Here is a 20,328-nt window from a genome sequence, read left to right on the forward strand (position 1 = left end):
AGATGTTACTCCGTGTCCTGACTAGTATATTTCTTATTTTTCAATGGGCACCCTATCTAGATGCGAGAGATTTAGAAGTTATCGTACGCTCAGAAACCACGGTATTTCCTGTTCATGTGGAACTACGTATCCACTCCCAGGACGTAAAACAGCAAAAATACCTACATACACTTGGAAATATATTCCTTAATGATTTATCTCTTGGAGATCGCCTACACCCCGTGTTTGTGAAACCAGGCACAGCATCAACCCCCATGCGCATTGCTATACTAGAGCACTATCCTGAACTCATCTTTAGCTTAGCAAAAGCTAATCACGAATACCAGCCTATCTATTCCATTATCCTGACGGAAGACACAAAGAAAAATCAGCAAAAAATTCATGAAGCTGCAGATAAGTTACACTATGTGTTAACAAATATTCCAGGAATCAGCTCAGGGAAAATTGTCTTTTCTTTATGTAAATCTACGCAAAATCAAGAGTTAAAACAAGGAGAACTCTGGTCTGTAGATTATAATGGAGAAAACTTAGAACCCTTGACACAAGAGAATTCTTTATCTGTCACACCGCATTGGACAAATGTTGGGGAAAACTCTACGTACTTCTATGTATCATATAAATTGGGAGTTCCTAAAATCTTTCTCGGTTCTTTAGAAAGTTCCTCGGGGAAAAAAATTCTCAATCTTCAGGGGAACCAGTTTATGCCTACGTTTTCCCCTAAAAAAAAGCTGCTTGCTTTTATCTCTGATAGCTGTGGAAACCCCGATTTGTTCTTACAATCCTTTTCCCTAGTACAAGGAGCCATGGGGAAACCTCGGCGCATACTCAATGAAACCTATGGAACGCAAGGAAACCCATCGTTTAGCCCTGACGGTTCTAAGATTGTTTTCGTTTCTAATAAAGATGGTAGGCCTCGGTTGTATGTTCTTCAAATCGAACCTGAAATCCAAACACCAAGACTTTTAACAAAAAAATATAGAAATAGCAGTTGCCCTGCATGGTCTCCAGATGGTACAAAAATAGCTTTTTGCTCTGTAATTAAAGGTGTCCGTCAAATTTGTATTTATGACCTCTCTACAGGAAAAGATACTCAACTCACTACTACTCCCATACACAAGGAAAGTCCCTCATGGGCTGCGGATAGTCAACACCTCGTTTATAGCGCAGGAAATGCAGGAGAATCAGAAATTTATTTATTAAGTCTGATTACTCAAAAAACTAAGAAAATAGCTATAGGGCCAGGAGAAAAACGTTTCCCTTCTTGGGGGAGCCCTAAAATAACTAAATAAAGAGAACTGTATGAAACAACAATATTTACGCTTTTGCATTTGGCTACTGGCCCTCTTTTCTTTATCTTCATGTTGCTATCCTTGCGGTGACTTCGATGTTGTCTGTCAAACTTGCCAGAATTCTAAAAAGAAAAAACAACACGCATGCGCGTTTGTTCCTCTATACTCAGATGATGAAATCAACCAAAATCTTGTAAATACTTACGATTCAAAAGCAGAACAATTATATAAAACTAGTAGTAGTACAGTAGCATTTCGCAATATTACCTTTGCAACGGACAGCTACACCATTAAAGGTGAAGAAAATTTAGCTATTCTATCTAGTCTTGTTCGTCACATGCAAAAATCTCCAAAAATAACCTTATACATCGAAGGTCATACAGATGAACGTGGAGCTGCATCGTATAACCTTGCTCTAGGAGCTCGAAGAGCTAATGCTGTTAAACAACACTTAATCAAACAAGGCATCTCTCCCGAACGCCTATTTACCATTTCTTATGGAAAGGAGCGCCCCATCTGTCTTTCGCATGATGAGCTCGCTTGGCAACAAAATCGTCGTACGGAATTTAAAGTGCATGGACGTTAATAAAATTAGTTCTTTATTCCTAGGAGTATTCTTTGCCATCCTAGGGACCACTCCTGGATGTGCAGCAGGGAAAAGTCCTTCTTTGCAAACTCTTCTCGCTGAAATTGAAGATACTTCTGCTAAATTGCTATGTTATGAATCTGAAATGCAAATTTTGGTAGAGCGTTTGGATGAACAAGATTCTAAAATTCAACAGCTGGAGTCGATACAACCCGAAGTAATTGCGCGTAAAATTAAACAATTAGAAACAGAACAGAAAACATTAGCAAAAACTCTTAGCATATTGACAACATCAGTAAAAGACATCCAATCTGCTTTACAACAAAAACTTGAAGTCATTCAAAAAGACTATAAAACTCTTTCTCAAGATATCCGTCTTTTACGGCAATCCCTGCTTGCTCTTGTCGATGGTTCTTCCGAAACCTATCCTGATTTTTCTGAAGCTATTCCCTCTCATATTCATATCGTACAACCCGGAGAAAACCTAGGAAAGATAGCCACGAAATACAAAATATCTGTTGAAGAATTAAAAAAACTTAATAAATTATCTTCTGATGTTATTTATGTTAATCAAAGGCTCTGTTTACCAAAGAATAAGAAATAATTTTGTTTTTTTGTCTTTTCAGAGTTATTCTCTCTGATAGATAATAAACAATATCTTTTGTAGGATTAGGAATAAAGGCCGCTATATCCACAACTCAATGAAATCAACAATAGCTTTATTTGGTGAAGCAGAAAAGGGCAGTTATGACGTTGCTTATTTATGTCGTAGTACGGCAGATCTTTATGATCATTTAGGCAGCGATCCCACAACAACAAAATCGGGGATATCCCTTGCTATACAAGCTTTAATGTATAACTACAATGTATTATACTTCCGTGTAAAAGAAGAGGGTTATTGCGTAGATAGTTATTTTTTCGGACTCCATTTTTTAAATACACAAACCACACTGAAAAACATTATTGCTATGGGACTTCCTGGAGTAGGAGACCAACACCTCATTGAAGCCTCTAAATCTTTGTGCGAAAAATATAAAAGCCTTCTTTTATTGTTTGAACAAGACTTGTATGACTTATTAACATTTAATAAGTTATTTTAATCTATCGTCCCAAAATACTCTTTCAATCCTTCTTCATTGGGAGCCATTGCTCTTTGTCCCTGCTGCCAATTCGCAGGACAAACTAAACCATGATTTTCAAAGAAAATAAGAGCATCCAAAACCCGTATTTCCTCATCTATAGAACGACCTAAAAATAAATCATTGATAACCAAATGTCGGATAATTCCTTCTTTATCAATTAGAAAGCATCCCCGAAAAGATAATCCCGATACACTATCTAAAACACCATAAAGTCGGGAAAGCTCGCCACCGACATCAGAAAGTAGTGGATAGGTGATTCCTCGAACACCCCCGACTTTTTTATCCGTATTCAGCCAACGCTGGTGAGTATCTATATCATCTACAGAACAACCTAAAACCTCAGCACCTCGACTATGAAATTCTGCTAAAGCAGTTTGAAAGGCGTGAAGTTCTGTAGGACACACATAAGTAAAATCCTTAGGATAAAAGAAAAGTACCACGTATTTACCACGATAATCAGCCAATGAAATTGTTTGTACTTCACCGTTAACTACGGCATGGGCAGTAAAATCCGGAGCAGACTTTCCAATCAACAATGATTCCATGATTATCCTAAATCTTATTATTTATAATTTATGCAGTCGCACCAGAGAGGATTTGAACCTCTGACCACCTGGTTCGTAGCCAGGTACTCTATCCACTGAGCTACTGGTGCATAGCAAATACAATGATGAAAAGTTTAGTCAAGATGCGGCAAATGATCAAGTCTTTCTCCTTCTCTTTGAAAAAAACCTTCAAAATCAAAAAGATAGTATAACACAGATCTACTCTTCTCTCTGGGCAGAAGTATCTCCAAGAGACCCGTCTTGAACTTCACCGGAAGAGTCTACAATAAATAATGAACTTGTCAAAAGTAAACATGCTATAGAAATAGAGTATTTCAAAACAAATTTCACCACAGAAAAAGCATCGCATATTCCAGAAGAAATAACATTTTCTACCGCATGCGTCATCCCGTTATAGCCAAAACAAGGGTCCGGATGCTCTATTAAAGTATCTAAAAGTGTCGTTGGAAGTTTCCCACAATTTGTGATCATAGCTGTGAAAGGAGCTCTCATGGATTGTATCAGACATGTATAACCATAAGCGACTCCCGGGGATATCTTCTCAGGAACTTGGATACGCTCAGCAGCTCGAAATAAAGCAACACCACCTCCGGGAAGATAGCCTTCGCGGCATGCTGCCTTTACTGCTTGCAAAGCATGAATCAAGTGTATTTTTTTTTCTTTAAATTCATCTTCTGTTGTAGAACCTAAAGAAACTCGTATTTTTTTCCCACTCAATCGCGATAAGCGTTTTTCTAAAATCACACGCTCTTCTTTTGAAGGATTGCTTTGTATTTGTTGATGCACATGAGCAATATGCTCTGCAATAATCGTGCTCTCTCCCAAACCATGGAAAAAAGCTGTTTTCTTTTCAGAAATAATTACTTTCTCTACCTTCCCGAGAACAGTTATATCCGCAGTACTTAAAGACATTCCTAAAAAACTATCAATAAGAGTTGCTCCCGTAACAACAGTAATGTCCTCCAAAATTTGCTTACACATCTCTCCCTGTTCCGGGATGGTTATAGCACACAAAGGAAAAGAACCTTTAAGTTTATTTACAATTAAAACTGATAGCAATTGGGGATCAATATTTGCAGCAACAATAATTAAAGGAAGTTTTTTTTCTTGAGCAACCTTCTCTAAAAAACAAATAAAATCCTGATTTGCATAAGAAAGAGTCTGATTACATAAAAGCACGTAAGCATCTTCATAAATAACTTCCATGGTTTCAGGATGAGTAACAAAATAGGAAGATAGGTACCCTGAATGTAATCCCAAAGAAACACATGTATGTATCGTAGTTTGAAGTGTCGGGCTTTTTTCTATAAAATATTCTCCCTCTATCCCTATGTTCGCAATAACATCAGCAGCTAGCTGCCCTAACATTGGATCATTATTTGCTGCCGTAGTTGCGACAGAAACAACATCTTTAGACGTCTGTACAGGAAGTGCGAGCTTTGTTAATTCTTCTAAGATTTTATCTCCAGCAAGAACGATGCCTTGCTTGATTTCTAAAGGGTCTAAACCACGAGCAATACCCTGCAAACCTAAAGCAAATAAAGATTCTGTTAAAACAATTGCTGTTGTTGATCCATCACCTACATGCATATCTGTCTGTAGAGCAACTTCTCTAGCAAGTTTCAAGCCCATATTTTCAAATGCATCAGACAACTGGAGTTCCTTAGCTATTGAAGCCCCGTGTTTCGTAATGTAGGGATGTGAACGTTCTTTTTTGATGACAACATGAGCACCTTGAGGACCTAAAGTAGTTACCGTAGCATTCGCTAAGGCCCTCACACCGCGATACAATGCACTTAGTCCATCTAAATGACTTTTAAATACTCTAGACACGATACCTCTACAGGGAGTCGACTACCCTGTGAAGCCATCTTATAGAAAATAAGAAAAATTCCTGTCAAACGTGCAAGTATAACATTATTCCTCTCCATATTCAGGAAGTAAAAACGGTTTACGAACAATACGAAACTTTTGTCTCCCTTCTAAGCATAATTGCTTTAATGGCCAAAGAACATACTGATCATTGCAACAGATTTGCATAAATTTTTCTTCTCCTAGATAACGAGAAATTGCTTCATAGCGTTGAGGAAGTTTCTTGACTGCCTTCAAAGCCATGCGTACTTGTTCCGGATATAAGGCTTTTAATATGCTTAAAATAGTACATTGGGTCTCCATAGGCAAAAATTGCTCTGGATTTTCTAACAACAGTAAAACTCCTGAGCAACACTCCATTTTATACTTTCCAAAAAAGGGCTCATAATAAAAGGGATAAAAAGAAATTCCAGGTAATTGCGCTTCATTGAGCTTTTGAGCAACTAACTTTCCATCCATCCAAGGTGCACCAATCAATCGGAACGGCAAAGTATAGCCTATGCCTATGCTTGTTATAGACAACGCCCCTATTACTCCTGTAGTAGCATAAAAAAATGTTGTTTCTGCATCTGGAATCTGTGGGCTCGTGGGAATCCAACGCAATCCGGTTTGAGCAAAGGTCATGGAACGCTTCCACCCTTGCATAGGAACCACGCGAACATCTGCATGAGAAGCATATTTCGCTTTATAGAACAAAGCAAGTTCTCCAGGAGTCATACCATAACAGTAAGGAATCTCTGGATTACCCACTGAGTAAGAAAGAGGCATAGGTCCATCAATTACCTTCCCTCCCATGGGATTAGGACGATCCAAGATAATTAACGTCTTCTTATACTTTTCTGCAGTACAGACCAGTTGCAATAACGTGAGAATAAATGTATAGGAACGCACTCCTATATCTTGTACATCGTAGACAAGAACATCGCTATCGTGAACAACATCTTCAGGAATTTCTTTTAATCCATATAAGGATACCGTACGCAAGCCAGGATCTTCTGGAACAACCCCTGGAGAGCCTGCAGGAGATGCGCCATAATAGCCGTGTTCTAAAGTACCAAGAACACATAAAGAACATCGATCTTTATTTTCTTGGAAAATAGTCAATGCATCTTTTCCTTCACGGTTAATCGCAGCATGATGAGAAACTAATGTAATCGTCTTTCCCTGTAACCAAGATAGATAAACCTCTTCTTCAAAAACACGATCTAAGCCGACTAAAACCTGAGAAAATCCCCAAGAGGGGAAAATTAAGGTAAATAACAAACATACTCTAGTTATTTTCATAGGATTCTGCGTAACTATCTACCACAATTTTACTCATCCATAAGAATAGAAGCTTTTCCAAAAAAAAATCTTCAAATACCCATGTTAATTACACTAGGAATGCAACTATTTTGATAATTATGTATACTAAAAAAATTTATATTGATTGAATTATGTATATAATTTCATAAAACAATGTCATTTTCCCCTTGCATAGGAGAAATCCATGAAAATAGTCATCGCCAGTTCTCACGGTTATAAAATAAGAGAAACTAAGGCTTTTTTAAAACACATAGGAGATTTTGATATTTTTTCATTAACGGATTTCCCTGACTACTGCGCTCCCAAAGAAACAGGATCGTTTCCCGAAGAAAATGCCCTAGCCAAAGGTCTCCACGCTGCACAAGAATTGCACTCGTGGGTTATTGCTGACGATACCATGCTTATGGTTCCCGCTCTCCATGGGTTACCAGGAAAACTTTCAGCCACATTCGCTGGAGAAAATGCTACAGATAAAGACCACTGTAAACATCTGTTAAAACAAATGCAGCATTTAGAAAGTATTGTTGATCGCTCAGCTTATTTTGAATGCTGTATTGTTTTAGCATCTCCCCAAGGGCAATTTTTTAAAGCTCGAGGAATTTGTGAAGGCTACATTAGCCACCAAGAAAAAGGTTCTTCAGGATTTGGCTATGATTCTTTATTTCTAAAATATGATTATAAACACACATTTGCTGAACTATCTGAAGAAGTAAAAAATCAAGTTTCTCATAGAGCCAAGGCTTTACAAAAACTTACTCCTTATTTGCAAAATTTACTTGAATCTTCCTTAGTCTTTAGGAGTTAAATTTTGTAATGAATGTTCTAAACAACCACGAATTTCTCGCATTTCAGCCAGTAAAGCTTCAGCACGCAAAAAATCAGCTTCAAGACGTGCTGCTTCTGGCATGCCTTCGTTTTTTTGCAGTTTTTGTGTAGCTGTAGGCATTTCCAAACTTACTGTTGACTTCGCTGTCAATCTATGAGTCTTACTAAAAGATACTGTTTGAATACCTTCATTCATGGGAGCTTCCAGTTAATCATAGGTTTATTTAGCTTTTTAAGCAGGTAATTAATTTTTGAAAAGTGCGAACACCCAAAAAAACCACGATGTGCCGATAAAGGAGAAGGATGAGGAGCAGCTAAAATGGCATGTTTATGAGAAGAGCGAAACAATAAATTGCATTTTTTCCTTGCTGCACTTCCCCATAAAACAAAAATAATATGCGATCGATTTTCAATAAGCTTCGTAATAATGGCATCTGTAAAATATTCCCATCCCCGGCCTGCATGAGAAAAAGGAGATCCCGCACGAACAGTTAATACAGTATTTAATAATAAAACTCCTTGGTCTGCCCAAGACTGTAAACAACCTGTAGTATTTTCAATCCCTAAATCGGTATGTAATTCACGGAAAATATTGACGAGCGAAGGAGGAAGACGTACTCCTGTAGGGACGCTAAAACTGAGTCCATGCGCCTGTCCTTCTCCAGGGTAGGGATCTTGCCCAAGAATCACAATGCGTACTGAGTCAAATGGTGTACTTTTTAAGGCTGCAAAAATATTTTCTTTAGCTGGGTATATAGTAGTTTGAGAATATTCTGATAGTAAAAATTCTTTAAGCTGATACATATAAGGTTGGGACCAAGTATCCTTAAGCTGTACTTGCCAAGACATAGGAAGCTGATCCATAGTAAATGCGTCTTGCATAAACCATCCGTTTGATTATTCCATAATGACTTAGTTGTGATCCTAATCCTTAATAGGGAAAAACTAACAATCAGGATAAATTTTATGTTAACTTCAGAATTAAACCAAGCCCAAAGGAATGCTGTCACGGCTCCTCTTAGTCCTATTCTTGTTTTAGCAGGAGCCGGAGCTGGGAAAACTCGTGTCGTTACTCACCGTATTCTCCACCTCATTAATGAAGGCATCTCTCCTAAAGAAATTCTCGCTGTTACTTTTACAAATAAAGCCGCTAGAGAACTTAGAGAACGCGTTATACATTTATGCTCAAAAGTCCGAGGTGAAAATATTCCCATGGTGTGTACATTCCACAGCTTAGCAGTATTTATTTTGCGTAGATCCATTCATCTACTTAATAGAGACAATAACTTTATCATTTACGATCAAGGAGATGCGGACAAGCTGCTCAAACAATGCTTACAAAAAATGAACTTAAAAAAAGCGCTGAGCAATCAAGTCCAACACGCAATTTCTCAAGCAAAAAATCGTTTACTCCTACCTGAAGATCTCAATCCTGAGGATTACATTCACCCGATAATACCTATTTACAAAGAATACCAACAACGTTTGCAAGAAGCAAATGCTGTTGATTTTGATGATCTTCTTTTTCTTTCAGTGAAACTGTTTCAAGATTACCCAGAAGCAAAAGCAGAATACAGTGAATTATGGAAAGCATTACTTATTGATGAATACCAAGATACAAATCACGCACAATATATAATGGCACTAACGCTAGCAAAGAAATACCAAAACATCTTTGCTGTAGGAGATCCTGACCAATCTATTTATTCTTGGCGCGGAGCAAACATTCATAATATTTTAAATTTTGAGAAAGATTATCCTCAAGCGCAGATCATATATTTAGAAGATAATTACCGTAGTTGTGCAAATATTTTACATGCAGCGAATACGTTGATTCAAAATAACACATCAAGACTCCCTAAAAATCTGCATAGTGTCAAAGGTCCAGGAGAAAAAATCCGTGTTTTCCTTGGAAAAACAGATCGAGATGAAGCAGAATTTGTTGTTAATGAAATCTCCCGTTTACATAGGCAATCTCAGATTCCCTTGCAAGATATCTGTATCTTTTATCGCACGAACAGCCAATCCCGTACTTTTGAAGATGCTTTGCTGCGTCACCGGGTTCCCTATGAAATTTTTGGAGGCATTTCCTTTTACAAACGTAAAGAAATCCAAGATATTCTCTCTTTTCTTAGAATGTTAGTCTCAAAACACGATGTCATCGCTTTTGAAAGGACGATCCAATTACCCAAACGAGGTATAGGCCCAACAGCGATATCAGCATTAATTGATTATGCCTTAAGCAATAACCTCCCCATCCTAAAGGCATGCACGCAGGTTTTAGAAACTCAAAGCATTAAACTTTCCAAAAAACAAAGCGAAGGATTAAGGCAGTATGTACATACCTTTAAACTTTTAGAAGATGCTCAAGCAACCCTCTCATTAAGTGAGTTTGTCATAGCTACTATACGCATCACTGAATATCTCCACATATTACAACAAGAAGACCCTGATACGTATGAGGACAGAAAAAGTAATCTTGACGCACTTGTTGCAAAAACTTTTGAATGGGAACAAAATTCTGATCCTTCTTTAGAAGCATTCTTAGATGACCTAGCATTAAAAAGTTCCACTGAAGAAATTCTAGTAACTGAAGACCGTGTTAATCTCATGACTATTCATAATGGTAAAGGACTCGAATTTCGTATCGCCTTCATTGTAGGTTTGGAAGAAAAACTCTTTCCCCATGCAAATTCAAATAACATTTATGAAAATCTTGAAGAAGAACGTCGCTTATGCTACGTAGGAATTACTCGAGCTAAAGATCTCCTTTATCTAACCGCAGCACAAACACGTTTTCTTTGGAATGCAGTTCGTATCATGAGGCCTAGCCGATTCCTCTCAGAACTTCCTAAAGATTGCTGGGTGCAAGTACATTAAGTAAGTATGTTTCGGCAAGAACAAAAACTTTCTTTAAAATACTTACCCTCATTGCGTATGCAACAAGGATTGCATATGCTTCAATTTCCCATTACTGAATTATCTTCCTATGTCTTGCAACAAATTATACATAACCCTTGTTTTGACCTTTGCTCTTTAGAAGAAGAGGATTGGTCGCCCTGTCTGTCCTTGCCTTCTATAGAAGTATCGCGTCCTGAGTCTCTTTTGTCACATTTATGTACTCAAATACAACATGCTTTTGATGATCCTAAAGATATCTATATCGCTCAACACATTATAGGAAATCTGTCCGAGCAAGGTTTATTGTTACTTCCTCTTCAAGAGTTGGCACTACAACTAGAAGTAACTATAGAAGAAATTTCTCGTATACAAACTAAAATTCAATATTTCCACCCCTTAGGGATAGCTTCATCTTCTCTACAAGACTACTGGTTATTCCTTTTGAAAGATTCTCACCACACACTGGCTTATACTCTGATCAAGGAGCACTACTCTGCCCTAAGGAATTGCGATTTTTTTCATCTAGCGAAAAAATTTCGCTGTTCTCCTAACTACCTCCTTGAATCTTTAAAAAATGCGTTAGCATCCATTCCTTGGGCTCCTGCTTCTGGCTATACATCTTCTGTAGCCTCTCAGCCAGCTCTTCCCGATGTGTATCTTAAATATGTAGAAGGTAGTTGGGAGATTCGTATTAGCTCTCGAGGTTTACCCCCAATTAAAATCGACTCCTCGATTTTACATATTTATGAACAGCTCCCAAAACAAGAAAAAAAAAATCTAAAACACCAAATTCTTTCTGCAAAATGGCTAATCAAAAACTTAAAAAAACGAGAACAATTACTCTGTGCTATTGTTGAAAAAATGCTTCCTTACCAAGAAAATTTTCTTCTCGGGAGAACTTCTGCACCTCAAGCGTTTTCTGTAAAAGCTTTAGCGAATGAGCTTCCCTACCACCAATCTACTTTATTCCGCGCTATAGAAAATAAAACTATTGCCACTCCTCAAGGAATTTTTCCTTTAAAGTATTTATTCCCTCAGTCTGCTGTTAATAATACATCTCAATCTAAAGAAATGATTTTACAGTGGATTCATCAATGGATAGCATCTGAAACTTCTCCTTTATCCGACGCAGATATTAGTCAAAGAATTGCAGAACATGGTATACCTTGCGCACGACGTACAGTAGCTAAGTACCGAGCACAATTAAATATTCTACCTGCACATAAACGAAACAAACATGTAAAGCGGATTTACAATTAGAATTAAGCAAAATAAGAAATATAAATTTGCTGCCAACGCACGCTCTTTAATTTTTGTTCTCTAGCATAGTGCTCAAGAACAGGAATAGGCTGGGAGGCAAACATACGAATTTCCGCATCAGTGAGTCTCAGTAAAACCCATAAAGGAGGAATGCCTAACATCTTACGAATCTTTTTCTTAGCTCGATACAAATAACGCTGAACTATGCACAATCGCGCACCAAAATATATAGGAGTGGCAAGAAGACAAAGTAATCCTAGTACTGGAGCCCAAAAAGTAATGCCTAAACCTAAAAGAACAAAAAAGAACAAACAATAACTTTCACCTGGAGAACGAAACAATGGGCCAAGAAATCTTCTCCAAACAAAAAGGGATGTTTGATACGCTAAAACTTCTTCAAACATAGGTTCATAAAATTTCATACGCACGGCATGCACAGCTTCATGTGCAAGGATTTCTTCTTTAGAATATATGCAAAACCACCGTGCGGCTTTACGTAAATGTGCGCGAAGTTGAATTGTAACTTGATTGTTTGCTATCCATGTACATCCTGCTTCCCATACATCCATACCTTCATTAGAATAAATGACTTCCAAATGTGTCGGGTTAATATCAAACATTTCTTGAAGTCTCGAAGGAAATGCCGTAGGATGCTCCGGAGCATTTTCTAAGATTTCCTCAGCACGATATAAAAAGGGAGGTTTTAATTCTTCAGGACCTGCAATAATCCCTTGCTTATTCAAATTAAGCAAATCATCATCTAAAGATTTTTGAGGAATTAAGAACTCTAATTTTTTCACATTGTGACCATTCTTTATCTAATAAACCGTGTAATAAATTTCAAAAAAACTAATGACGCCTCTCTTTTTATATAAGTTTTTAGGACTCGTATTCTTTAAGTATTACATTATTCCCTTGAAAAGAATCTACCTTATACTGAATAACCATTAGGACATGCAAGGCCTTAGGAAATCTTTAATTTAAAGAATTTGAAAGACATACTTTTCAGGTTATCTCTTCATCACAAGTCCCAGAAAAACAAGAGAATAATTTCTTTAGATTGGGAAAAACTCTTTTTCGAGAGAAACTCTGTCTGAAAATTCTTTTTACCTATTCGACGATAAAGTAGTAATTTTGGTAGAAAACTTGCAATAAATACTAGATGGCTGCATGAGAATTGTTTTAGATAGGCACAAAAACAATAAAAAAGGAGAGGGCGTTTTTCTCCGAGTGCAAGCGCGGAGTTCGCCATTAAGTTAATGAAAAAGTCCTTAATCGTAGTGGAATCCCCAGCTAAAATTAAAACTCTACAGAAGCTCTTAGGGAAAAGTTTTATTTTCGCTTCATCACTAGGACATGTGGTTGATCTTCCTGCTAAAGAATTTGGCATCGATATTAATCATGACTTCGAGCCTATTTACCGTGTTCTCCCTGATAAACAAGAAGTGATTAATCACATTCGTAAGTTAGCTGAAAGTTGTGATGTTGTTTATCTATCTCCCGACCCCGATAGAGAAGGAGAAGCTATAGCCTGGCATATTGCCCAGCAACTCCCCAAACATACGAAAATACAGCGCATTGCTTTTAATGCCATTACAAAAAATGCTGTTACTGAAGCCCTAAAACATCCAAGACCTATTGACATGGCTTTAGTTAATGCTCAACAAGCCCGGCGCCTATTAGATCGTATCGTGGGCTATAAGATTTCCCCTATTTTAAGTCGTAAACTGCAACAGCGATCGGGAATATCTGCCGGACGTGTGCAATCTGTAGCATTAAAACTTGTTGTGGATCGAGAAAAAGCTATAGAAACTTTTATCCCTACAGAATATTGGAACATTCGTGTTCTTCTCCAAGATGCACTAACAGAAAAAACGTTCTGGGCACATTTATATGCTGCTGATGGGAAAAAATGGGAAAAAGAACTTCCTAAAGGAAAAAACCCAGAGGAAATTCTATTAATTAATTCAAAAGAGAAAGCCGAATACTATGTGCAACGTTTGGAAAATGCTTCGTATCGCGTAACACGCGTAGAAGCAAAAGAAAAGCGCCGTCATGCCTCTCCCCCATTTATTACATCTACACTCCAACAAGAAGCTAGTCGACATTTTAGATTTTCCTCATCCCGAACTATGTCCATTGCTCAAACTTTATATGAAGGTGTAGAACTAGACAATGAAGACGCAACAGGATTAATCACTTATATGCGTACGGACTCTACGCGTACTGATCCTGAAGCTTTAGCAACAGTTCGAAACTATATTCAAACAACATTTGGACTAGAGTATTTACCTCAGGCTCCAAATCTCTTTTCCACAAAAAAAATGACACAAGATGCTCACGAAGCCATTCGTCCTACAGATATCCGGCTATCCCCTGATAAACTACAAAACAAATTATCCGATGAACAGTTTAAATTATATTCTCTGATTTGGAAACGCTTCGTTGCTTCACAAATGAATCCAGCGATCTATGATACATTAACATTAACGATTTCCACAAATGAGAAAATCGATTTACGTGCCTCGGGTTCTGTATTAAAATTCCGTGGTTTTCTCGTTGTATATGAAGAAAAACACGATGATGATCCTAGCCAAGAAGATAATCCTTTACTTCCTCAATTACATGCCCAAGACATTTTGGAAAAAATTCAAGTTACTGCCGAGCAAGCATTTACCAAGCCACTGCCAAGATTTACAGAGGCTTCTTTAATTAAAGAGCTAGAAAAATCTGGTATAGGCCGTCCTTCAACTTATGCAACGATAATGAATAAAATTCAGAATCGTGAATATACAATTAAAGAAAACCAACGTTTACATCCTACCGAATTAGGGAAAATTATTTCACAATTTCTAGAAACTAACTTCCCTAACATTATGGATATTGGCTTCACAGCATTCATGGAAGATGAACTAGAATTGATTGCTGACAATAAAAAATCTTGGAAATTGCTTCTTAAAGAGTTTTGGGATCAGTTCTTTCCTGTGGTAACCAAAGTAGAAAAAGAAGCTGTGATTCCCCGTATCGTGACAGATATCCCCTGTTCAGCGTGCCATAAAGGAAAACTCGTAAAAATCTGGGCTAAAAACCGCTATTTCTACGGATGTTCAGAATATCCGGAATGTGACTTTAAAACTTCGGAAGAAGAGCTAACCTTTAATAAAGATGATTATGCTGAAGCAACAGCTTGGGATAGTCCTTGTCCTGTATGTCACGGACCAATGAAAATCCGTCATGGGCGTTTTGGTACATTTTTAGGATGCTTAAATTACCCCAAATGTCGTGGTACAATTACCTTGCATAAAAAAGGAGAGGAAATCGAAGAAGAAGAAGCTATCCCTTGCCCCGCTATTGGATGTTCGGGGAAAATTTTGAAAAAGCGCTCACGATACAATAAAACATTTTATTCATGTTCGGAGTATCCCAATTGTAGCGTGATTGGCAATACCATAGATGCGGTAATTAGCAAATACACGGGAACAGAAAAGACTCCCTATGAAAAGAAAACTACAAAGAAAAAAACACTAGAGAAAAACAATAAAAATAAAGCCAAAAATACTACAAAGAAAAAGAAAGAAACTTCTTCACGCAAAGGTTCTTTGCTTAGACCTTCTCCAGAATTAGCACAAATCCTTGGTGAAGAACCCATAACACGTGGAGAGGCTACCAAAAAGATATGGGAATATATTAAAAAGTCCCATCTTCAGGATCCAATGAATAAAAAACGACTAATTCCTGATGATAAACTTCAAAAAATTATTGGATCCGAGCCTATTGACATGTTTCAATTACCTAAGCTATTAAGCGAACACTTACTTAAAATAAATGAATCCTAATCCTATTCATCTGATTCTTCATAAGAATCGATAAGTTGATATACCTCTTGTGCTGTAGTAGCTTTAGATAGTGCAGAACGCAATAAACGTACATTAAAAGCGGATTTTAAGTAGTGACCACATAATTTTCGTGTTTCCATCAAAAGCTTCGCTTCACTTTGATAGTACTCATCCACCCACTGTAAATGTTGCATCAAGGCGTGTTTCCTTTGAGAAAAAGAAATGTGTCGGTAGGTGCCTGTTGTAAGATAGTCCTGCACTTGCTGAGCAATCCAAGGAGCCCCCATGGTTCCTCGAGCAATAAGCACGCCGTCACATTTCGTGGTTTCTAACATATGTTTGGCTGCTTCTGGAGAAAAAACATCGCCATTCCCAAATACAGGAAAATCGGAGCCTGCAGCAATTTTTGCCCGTTTTATATACTCCCAATTACTTACTCCTACATAACCTTGAGCTCGCGTTCTTCCATGTACAAAAACAGCACTCGCCCCTGCCTCTTTAATAATACGGACAGTTTCTTCAACATTAATACTACGTTCATCCCATCCCGAGCGTATTTTTACAGTAATAGGAAGAGACACAGATGTAGTAATTTTCTCTATTATTTTCCCTATGAGCGACGGGGATTTCAACAAACCAGATCCACTACCATCCTTAGTAATCCTATCTGTAGGACACCCACAGTTTAAATCAATGATATCGAAACCTAAATCCTCTAACATTTTAGCAGCTTCCCCGGCCATTTTAGGGCAACTCCCGCATAGCTGTCCCCCTATCGGACGCATATCTTCAGAATAGGTTAGTAATTTTAATGTTCTCAAGGGAGAATAGTGAAGTCCTTCCACCTTGACCATTTCGCAAAACATCAAAGCAGGATGGTATATGGAAGACATTCTTCTATAAGGATAATCTGAAAATCCTGCTAAAGGAGCATAAACTACAGGAGAACGAAGACAAAGATTTTTTATATATATTGAAGACGCCATGAAGACTAAAAAATATGAATAACCACAAACCGTAGGATTCGTATCACAATAAAAGGAACGGCTTCTAAACAAAAGAGAGCAACCAAGGGACTAATATCAATAAAACCAATTCGAGGAATAAATCTTCTAAACAAAGCTAAATACGGATCTACTAACCTATAAACATACCGATACCAGGACATGTGCCGGCATTCGGGAATCCAAGAAGCTAAAATATACACTAAAATTAAAAAACTATAAATATTAATAGCGGTTCTCAAAAAATAAGATACCATTTCTTTTCCCTTTATAAACAATTAATATGTGTTTTCCTTGAAAAACAGTCATTTATTCCTTAAAATGATTATCTTTATTTTAACATGTTACGCTATGAATTTTAAATTACCTATATACCGCATTGGGGTAACCCAAGATATAGAGAATACTATTAAAATAGCAATCTTGCAGAAAACATGTAAAGAATGGGTAGTAGCTTATTGTGCGCAAATTTGCGGAAATTCATGGCATCTTCCGAAAAAATACCGGGTTGCTCCATGTACTTTTTCTTTAAAAGGTACAAACAGCTTAATCAAAAGTGCCATATCTTCACTAAAGAAGAAAAGAAATATTTTAAAAACCACACTAACAGATTTAGAAACACATACTATTTTCTCTCGAGAATCCTTAGTCATCACCCCCTGTATAGGGAAGAAAGATTCTTTTAGAGAAACTCCCATTACACTTTGGATCACGCGAAAAGAAACGATCGAACATGAAATAAATTTATTGCACCAAGCCCAAGTCTTCCCCGACACACTCTCTTGCCAACCCGCGGACATTTTCTTTATAGCTCAACAAACACCATTAAAAGCTTTACCCGTCTATTTTTTAGTGTATGTGGGGTCTGTAGAAACAACCTGCCTGTTTGTCAAAAACGGGGCCGTACTCGTCTCGCGCTCTTTTCCCAATTCTTCTCAAGAATACCAGGAAAATATTCTAACGACTTTGCATTATGTCAAAGACACCTACCCCACCATAACTTTGTCTGTAATTCATGGAATACACCTGTCCCAAGAACTTACAAAATCTCTAGAACAAACCATTAACTTACCAATCGTGCCCTGCCAAATCACTGCCCTAGATGTGGAAAAAGATACCTGGCTAAATTATGGTGATGCTATTCTTGCTGCCTATCATGGGACCTCTAGAAAAGCAGTGACATTTCCCTATAATCCCGTTTTCAATAGTATTACCTCACAAAAGCACTGGTTACAACGCACAGCATTCCTCATTGGCAAATTAACATTGGCTTCCTCTCTGCTTGTCGGCATAGGGTCGATGCTAAAACTTTCCGCTTTATCTCATCGTGTTCGAGATCATTTTGCCCTAGTGTGTCCTGAAAATACTCAACGACCTTCTTCTTTACACGCTACAAAAAAGGCATTGGACTCTGCCCTATCTTCTAGTACCATGTATAACGATTACCCGTACTTACCTACGATACCTACAGGGAAAGAAACCATGCAGTTCCTGTCTAAAGTATCTGAGAGCACACCCTCAATCAAGCTATCCTACTTCTGCTATTCCTTAATTTCTTTTCCTTCGAAACAAGAGCCAAAGGCTCCCTACGAAGCCATCGTATCTATTAAAGGAGAAGGAAATGCTGACGAGATATCACAATTTCTCCAACGAATTTGTCAACACCCGAAATTATCTAAGATTACAAAAACCCATTGTGGTCATACCTTCGAATTACAATTCAAAATGGCTTCTGAGGAAATCCTATGAAAAAGTGGCTCGTCATCTGTTATGCTTTTGCCCTAAGTTGCTTAGGTTGTCTCCCCATCGCCGGTATTGTATATCACCATATCTACACAGTAAACCAATGGAAAGACCTCAATGTTCGTATTCTTACGTTAAAAGTCATAAAAGACCAAGCAAATCACATACGAAAAACAAATGGCCAGATTAAGCAACAATATAAAAATATCTCGCCCCAGGAACTCGCGCAAGCAAGTCAGAATCTCCAATTACTGAGTAAAGAACAGCAACGTTTGGAATCCCTCAATAAAAATTCCCTAATTTCTCAAAGTAAAGAAGTATGGGCACGCAAACAAATGTTTCTTTCATCTAAAAATCATGTTTCCTGGTCCGTCTCTCGTATAGCTGATGATCTCGTATCATTACGTTTAAAACATCCTATAGAAGCGGATGGTTGTGATATCGAAAATATCTTCTATCTCTTAGAGCCCGAGAAAAACCCTCTCGCTCCTCTAGCTTTCTTCACGCATTGGGAAATGGTAAAATTGACCACACCCTTAAATAATCAAGTTTGGTCTATAAATGCAGAGGCTATAAGTCGATGGTTATAAAAACATATCTTTATTATCTCATCTTATGTTTTCTATGGATCGTCTCCCCACTACAAGAACTCTACGCAGCAGGTACATATGAAAAACTTACTCTTATAGGAATTAATATTATTGATAGAAACGGTCTATCTGAAACCATCGGTTCTAAAGAGAAACTCAAAAAATATGCTCAAATTGATTTCCTCTCTCCTCAGCCTTACCAAAAAGTTATGCGTATGTATAAAAATACTAGGGGCGAGAATGTGTCGTGTCTAACGACATACCATAACAACGGCCAGATAAAACAGTATCTAGAATGTGTCAATAATCGTGCTTGTGGACGTTATCGAGAATGGCATTCTAATGGGAAAATCCGTATTCAAGCAGAAGTTATCGGAGGCATTGCCGATCTTCACCCTTCAGCAGAATTAGGGTGGTTATTTCATGGAACTACGCTAGCTCATAATGATGAAGGAGTACTAGAAGCAGCTATTACCTATAATAAAGGGTTGCTACAAGGGATTTCCTACTATTACCATCCGAATGGACAAATATGGAAAGAATGTCCTTATCACAAAGGACAGGCACACGGAGATTTCCTTACCTATACATGTGAAGGATATTTATTAAAGAAACAAGCGTATCAAAATGGTGAAAAGCATGGCATTTCTATACGCTATGAAGAGCAATCTGGAATCATTCTTTGTCGAGAGGAATATAGCCAAGGTGTTCTTACGCAAGGATATTATCTAGATCCTCAAACGCATCAACAATTTTCTGAAATTCGCGATGGCCAAGGTCTACAAGCCCTCTATGGAAAACATGCGATTATAGAAACACGCGTATTCGCACACGGGCATCCTTGTGGTAAGGTTACTCTCTGGGATTCGTTAGGGAAAACAATTACTCAAACGTATACTTTGATTGAAGGGGCAAAGCACGGAGAAGAAATATTTTTCTATGCGGATTCGGGGAAACCCAAACTTTTACTCACATGGAATCACGGTATTCTCCAAGGACCTGCAAAGACATGGTATCCTAATGGAAATTTAGAAAGCTGCAGAGAATTAATGAATACTAAAAAATCAGGTTTATTGACTTTGTATTACCCCGAAGGCCAAATCATGGCTACGGAAGAATACGACAACGAGTTATTAATTAAAGGTGAGTATTTCCGTCCAGGCGATCGTCAGCCATATTCTAAAGTAGAGAAGGGATGTGGCACGGCCATGTTTTTTACACCATCAGGAACAATAACAAAGAAAATTCCCTATCAAGACGGGAAACCCCTGCTGTATTAGTTAATTAGACAAATTTACTATGTCTACGACAATAGGAAATGTCCCACTTTTCTGATATAACTTGCTTTTGAATACAATCCGTGAATTGTCAATAACACGATCTCTATGTATGATGGCAGCGTTCCCATC

Annotated in this window: 19 protein-coding genes and 1 tRNA gene; 11 read left to right on the forward strand and 9 right to left on the reverse strand. The window is 37.7% G+C overall.

The genetic code is table 11. The features are described from left to right. The first annotated feature begins 2 nt into the window (after positions 1-2). From tolB to M787_RS01730, 4 genes are all read left to right on the forward strand, one after another. Complete coding sequence (gene tolB, locus M787_RS01715) at positions 3-1,289, forward strand: Tol-Pal system protein TolB (RefSeq protein ID WP_021828740.1); 1,287 nt, start codon at positions 3-5, stop codon at positions 1,287-1,289. Positions 1,290-1,299: 10 nt separating this feature from the next. After that, on the forward strand, positions 1,300-1,875 hold the full coding sequence (locus M787_RS01720; protein WP_021828741.1) for an OmpA family protein: 576 nt from the start codon (positions 1,300-1,302) through the stop codon (positions 1,873-1,875). After that, positions 1,865-2,479: a LysM peptidoglycan-binding domain-containing protein gene (locus M787_RS01725; protein WP_021828742.1), complete on the forward strand. Its 615-nt coding sequence runs from the start codon at positions 1,865-1,867 to the stop codon at positions 2,477-2,479. Before M787_RS01720 ends, M787_RS01725 begins: the two co-directional genes overlap by 11 nt. Before the next feature lie 97 nt (positions 2,480-2,576). Next, positions 2,577-2,975 (forward strand): hypothetical protein, encoded by a 399-nt coding sequence (locus M787_RS01730; protein WP_021828743.1) that lies wholly within the window; start codon positions 2,577-2,579, stop codon positions 2,973-2,975. Here M787_RS01730 and M787_RS01735 read toward each other — a convergent pair. The 4 genes from M787_RS01735 to M787_RS01750 all read right to left on the reverse strand — a co-directional run bounded on the left by M787_RS01735 (position 2,972) and on the right by M787_RS01750 (position 6,739). Then, positions 2,972-3,562 carry a peroxiredoxin gene (locus M787_RS01735; protein WP_021828744.1) on the reverse strand — a complete coding sequence of 197 codons (591 nt, stop codon included), beginning with the start codon at positions 3,560-3,562 and terminating at the stop codon, positions 2,972-2,974. The genes M787_RS01730 and M787_RS01735 overlap by 4 nt on opposite strands. Positions 3,563-3,599: 37 nt before the next feature. Further along, a tRNA-Arg gene (locus M787_RS01740) sits at positions 3,600-3,672 on the reverse strand. Between the two features lie 109 nt (positions 3,673-3,781). Continuing rightward, positions 3,782-5,416 (reverse strand): chaperonin GroEL, encoded by a 1,635-nt coding sequence (groEL, locus tag M787_RS01745; RefSeq protein WP_021828745.1) that lies wholly within the window; start codon positions 5,414-5,416, stop codon positions 3,782-3,784. Positions 5,417-5,500: 84 nt separating this feature from the next. Next, positions 5,501-6,739, reverse strand: coding sequence for a DUF1343 domain-containing protein (locus M787_RS01750; RefSeq protein ID WP_021828746.1), 1,239 nt, complete (start codon positions 6,737-6,739; stop codon positions 5,501-5,503). A 205-nt stretch (positions 6,740-6,944) separates the two neighbouring features. Here M787_RS01750 and rdgB point away from each other — a divergent pair, with 205 nt between their 5' ends. After that, on the forward strand, positions 6,945-7,565 hold the full coding sequence (gene rdgB / locus M787_RS01755) for an RdgB/HAM1 family non-canonical purine NTP pyrophosphatase (protein WP_021828747.1): 621 nt from the start codon (positions 6,945-6,947) through the stop codon (positions 7,563-7,565). On the opposite strand, the gene M787_RS01760 is transcribed toward rdgB, so the two are convergent. Together M787_RS01760 and ung are read right to left on the reverse strand one after the other, a co-directional pair. Then, complete coding sequence (locus M787_RS01760; protein ID WP_021828748.1) at positions 7,548-7,781, reverse strand: hypothetical protein; 234 nt, start codon at positions 7,779-7,781, stop codon at positions 7,548-7,550. The two genes, rdgB and M787_RS01760, sit on opposite strands and share 18 nt — an antisense overlap. After that, on the reverse strand, positions 7,778-8,467 hold the full coding sequence (ung, locus tag M787_RS01765) for a uracil-DNA glycosylase (protein ID WP_021828749.1): 690 nt from the start codon (positions 8,465-8,467) through the stop codon (positions 7,778-7,780). The genes M787_RS01760 and ung overlap by 4 nt, the downstream gene beginning before the upstream one ends. Positions 8,468-8,551: 84 nt before the next feature. On the opposite strand from ung, the gene M787_RS01770 reads away from it, so the two are divergent. Further along, positions 8,552-10,465 (forward strand): ATP-dependent helicase, encoded by a 1,914-nt coding sequence (locus tag M787_RS01770; RefSeq protein ID WP_021828750.1) that lies wholly within the window; start codon positions 8,552-8,554, stop codon positions 10,463-10,465. A gap of 6 nt (positions 10,466-10,471) precedes the next feature. Further along, entirely contained in the window at positions 10,472-11,746 is a 1,275-nt protein-coding gene (gene rpoN / locus M787_RS01775) for an RNA polymerase factor sigma-54 (protein ID WP_021828751.1), read from the forward strand. 2 nt (positions 11,747-11,748) lie between these two features. Here rpoN and M787_RS01780 read toward each other — a convergent pair whose 3' ends face one another. Further along, a complete protein-coding gene (locus tag M787_RS01780; RefSeq protein ID WP_021828752.1) occupies positions 11,749-12,546 on the reverse strand; it encodes a hypothetical protein in 798 nt (265 codons plus the stop codon). 459 nt (positions 12,547-13,005) lie between these two features. Here M787_RS01780 and topA point away from each other — a divergent pair, with 459 nt between their 5' ends. Next, complete coding sequence (gene topA / locus M787_RS01790) at positions 13,006-15,582, forward strand: type I DNA topoisomerase (protein WP_021828753.1); 2,577 nt, start codon at positions 13,006-13,008, stop codon at positions 15,580-15,582. Positions 15,583-15,584: 2 nt separating this feature from the next. Here topA and dusB read toward each other — a convergent pair whose 3' ends face one another. Continuing rightward, on the reverse strand, positions 15,585-16,568 hold the full coding sequence (dusB, locus tag M787_RS01795; protein WP_021828754.1) for a tRNA dihydrouridine synthase DusB: 984 nt from the start codon (positions 16,566-16,568) through the stop codon (positions 15,585-15,587). A 5-nt stretch (positions 16,569-16,573) separates the two neighbouring features. Beyond that, positions 16,574-16,843 carry a YggT family protein gene (locus M787_RS01800; RefSeq protein WP_021828755.1) on the reverse strand — a complete coding sequence of 90 codons (270 nt, stop codon included), beginning with the start codon at positions 16,841-16,843 and terminating at the stop codon, positions 16,574-16,576. 94 nt (positions 16,844-16,937) lie between these two features. Between M787_RS01800 and M787_RS01805 the strand changes: the two genes are divergently transcribed. Genes M787_RS01805 through M787_RS01815 form a run of 3 tightly spaced genes read left to right on the forward strand, consistent with a single transcriptional unit; the run spans position 16,938 to position 20,199 of the window. Continuing rightward, positions 16,938-18,335 carry a hypothetical protein gene (locus M787_RS01805; RefSeq protein ID WP_021828756.1) on the forward strand — a complete coding sequence of 466 codons (1,398 nt, stop codon included), beginning with the start codon at positions 16,938-16,940 and terminating at the stop codon, positions 18,333-18,335. After that, a complete protein-coding gene (locus M787_RS01810) occupies positions 18,332-18,919 on the forward strand; it encodes a hypothetical protein (protein WP_021828757.1) in 588 nt (195 codons plus the stop codon). Before M787_RS01805 ends, M787_RS01810 begins: the two co-directional genes overlap by 4 nt. Beyond that, positions 18,910-20,199: a toxin-antitoxin system YwqK family antitoxin gene (locus M787_RS01815; RefSeq protein WP_021828758.1), complete on the forward strand. Its 1,290-nt coding sequence runs from the start codon at positions 18,910-18,912 to the stop codon at positions 20,197-20,199. Before M787_RS01810 ends, M787_RS01815 begins: the two co-directional genes overlap by 10 nt. Positions 20,200-20,328 lie beyond the last annotated feature (129 nt).

The sequence above is a fragment of the Chlamydia gallinacea 08-1274/3 genome (assembly GCF_000471025.2).
Classification (GTDB): Bacteria; Chlamydiota; Chlamydiia; order Chlamydiales; family Chlamydiaceae; genus Chlamydia; species Chlamydia gallinacea.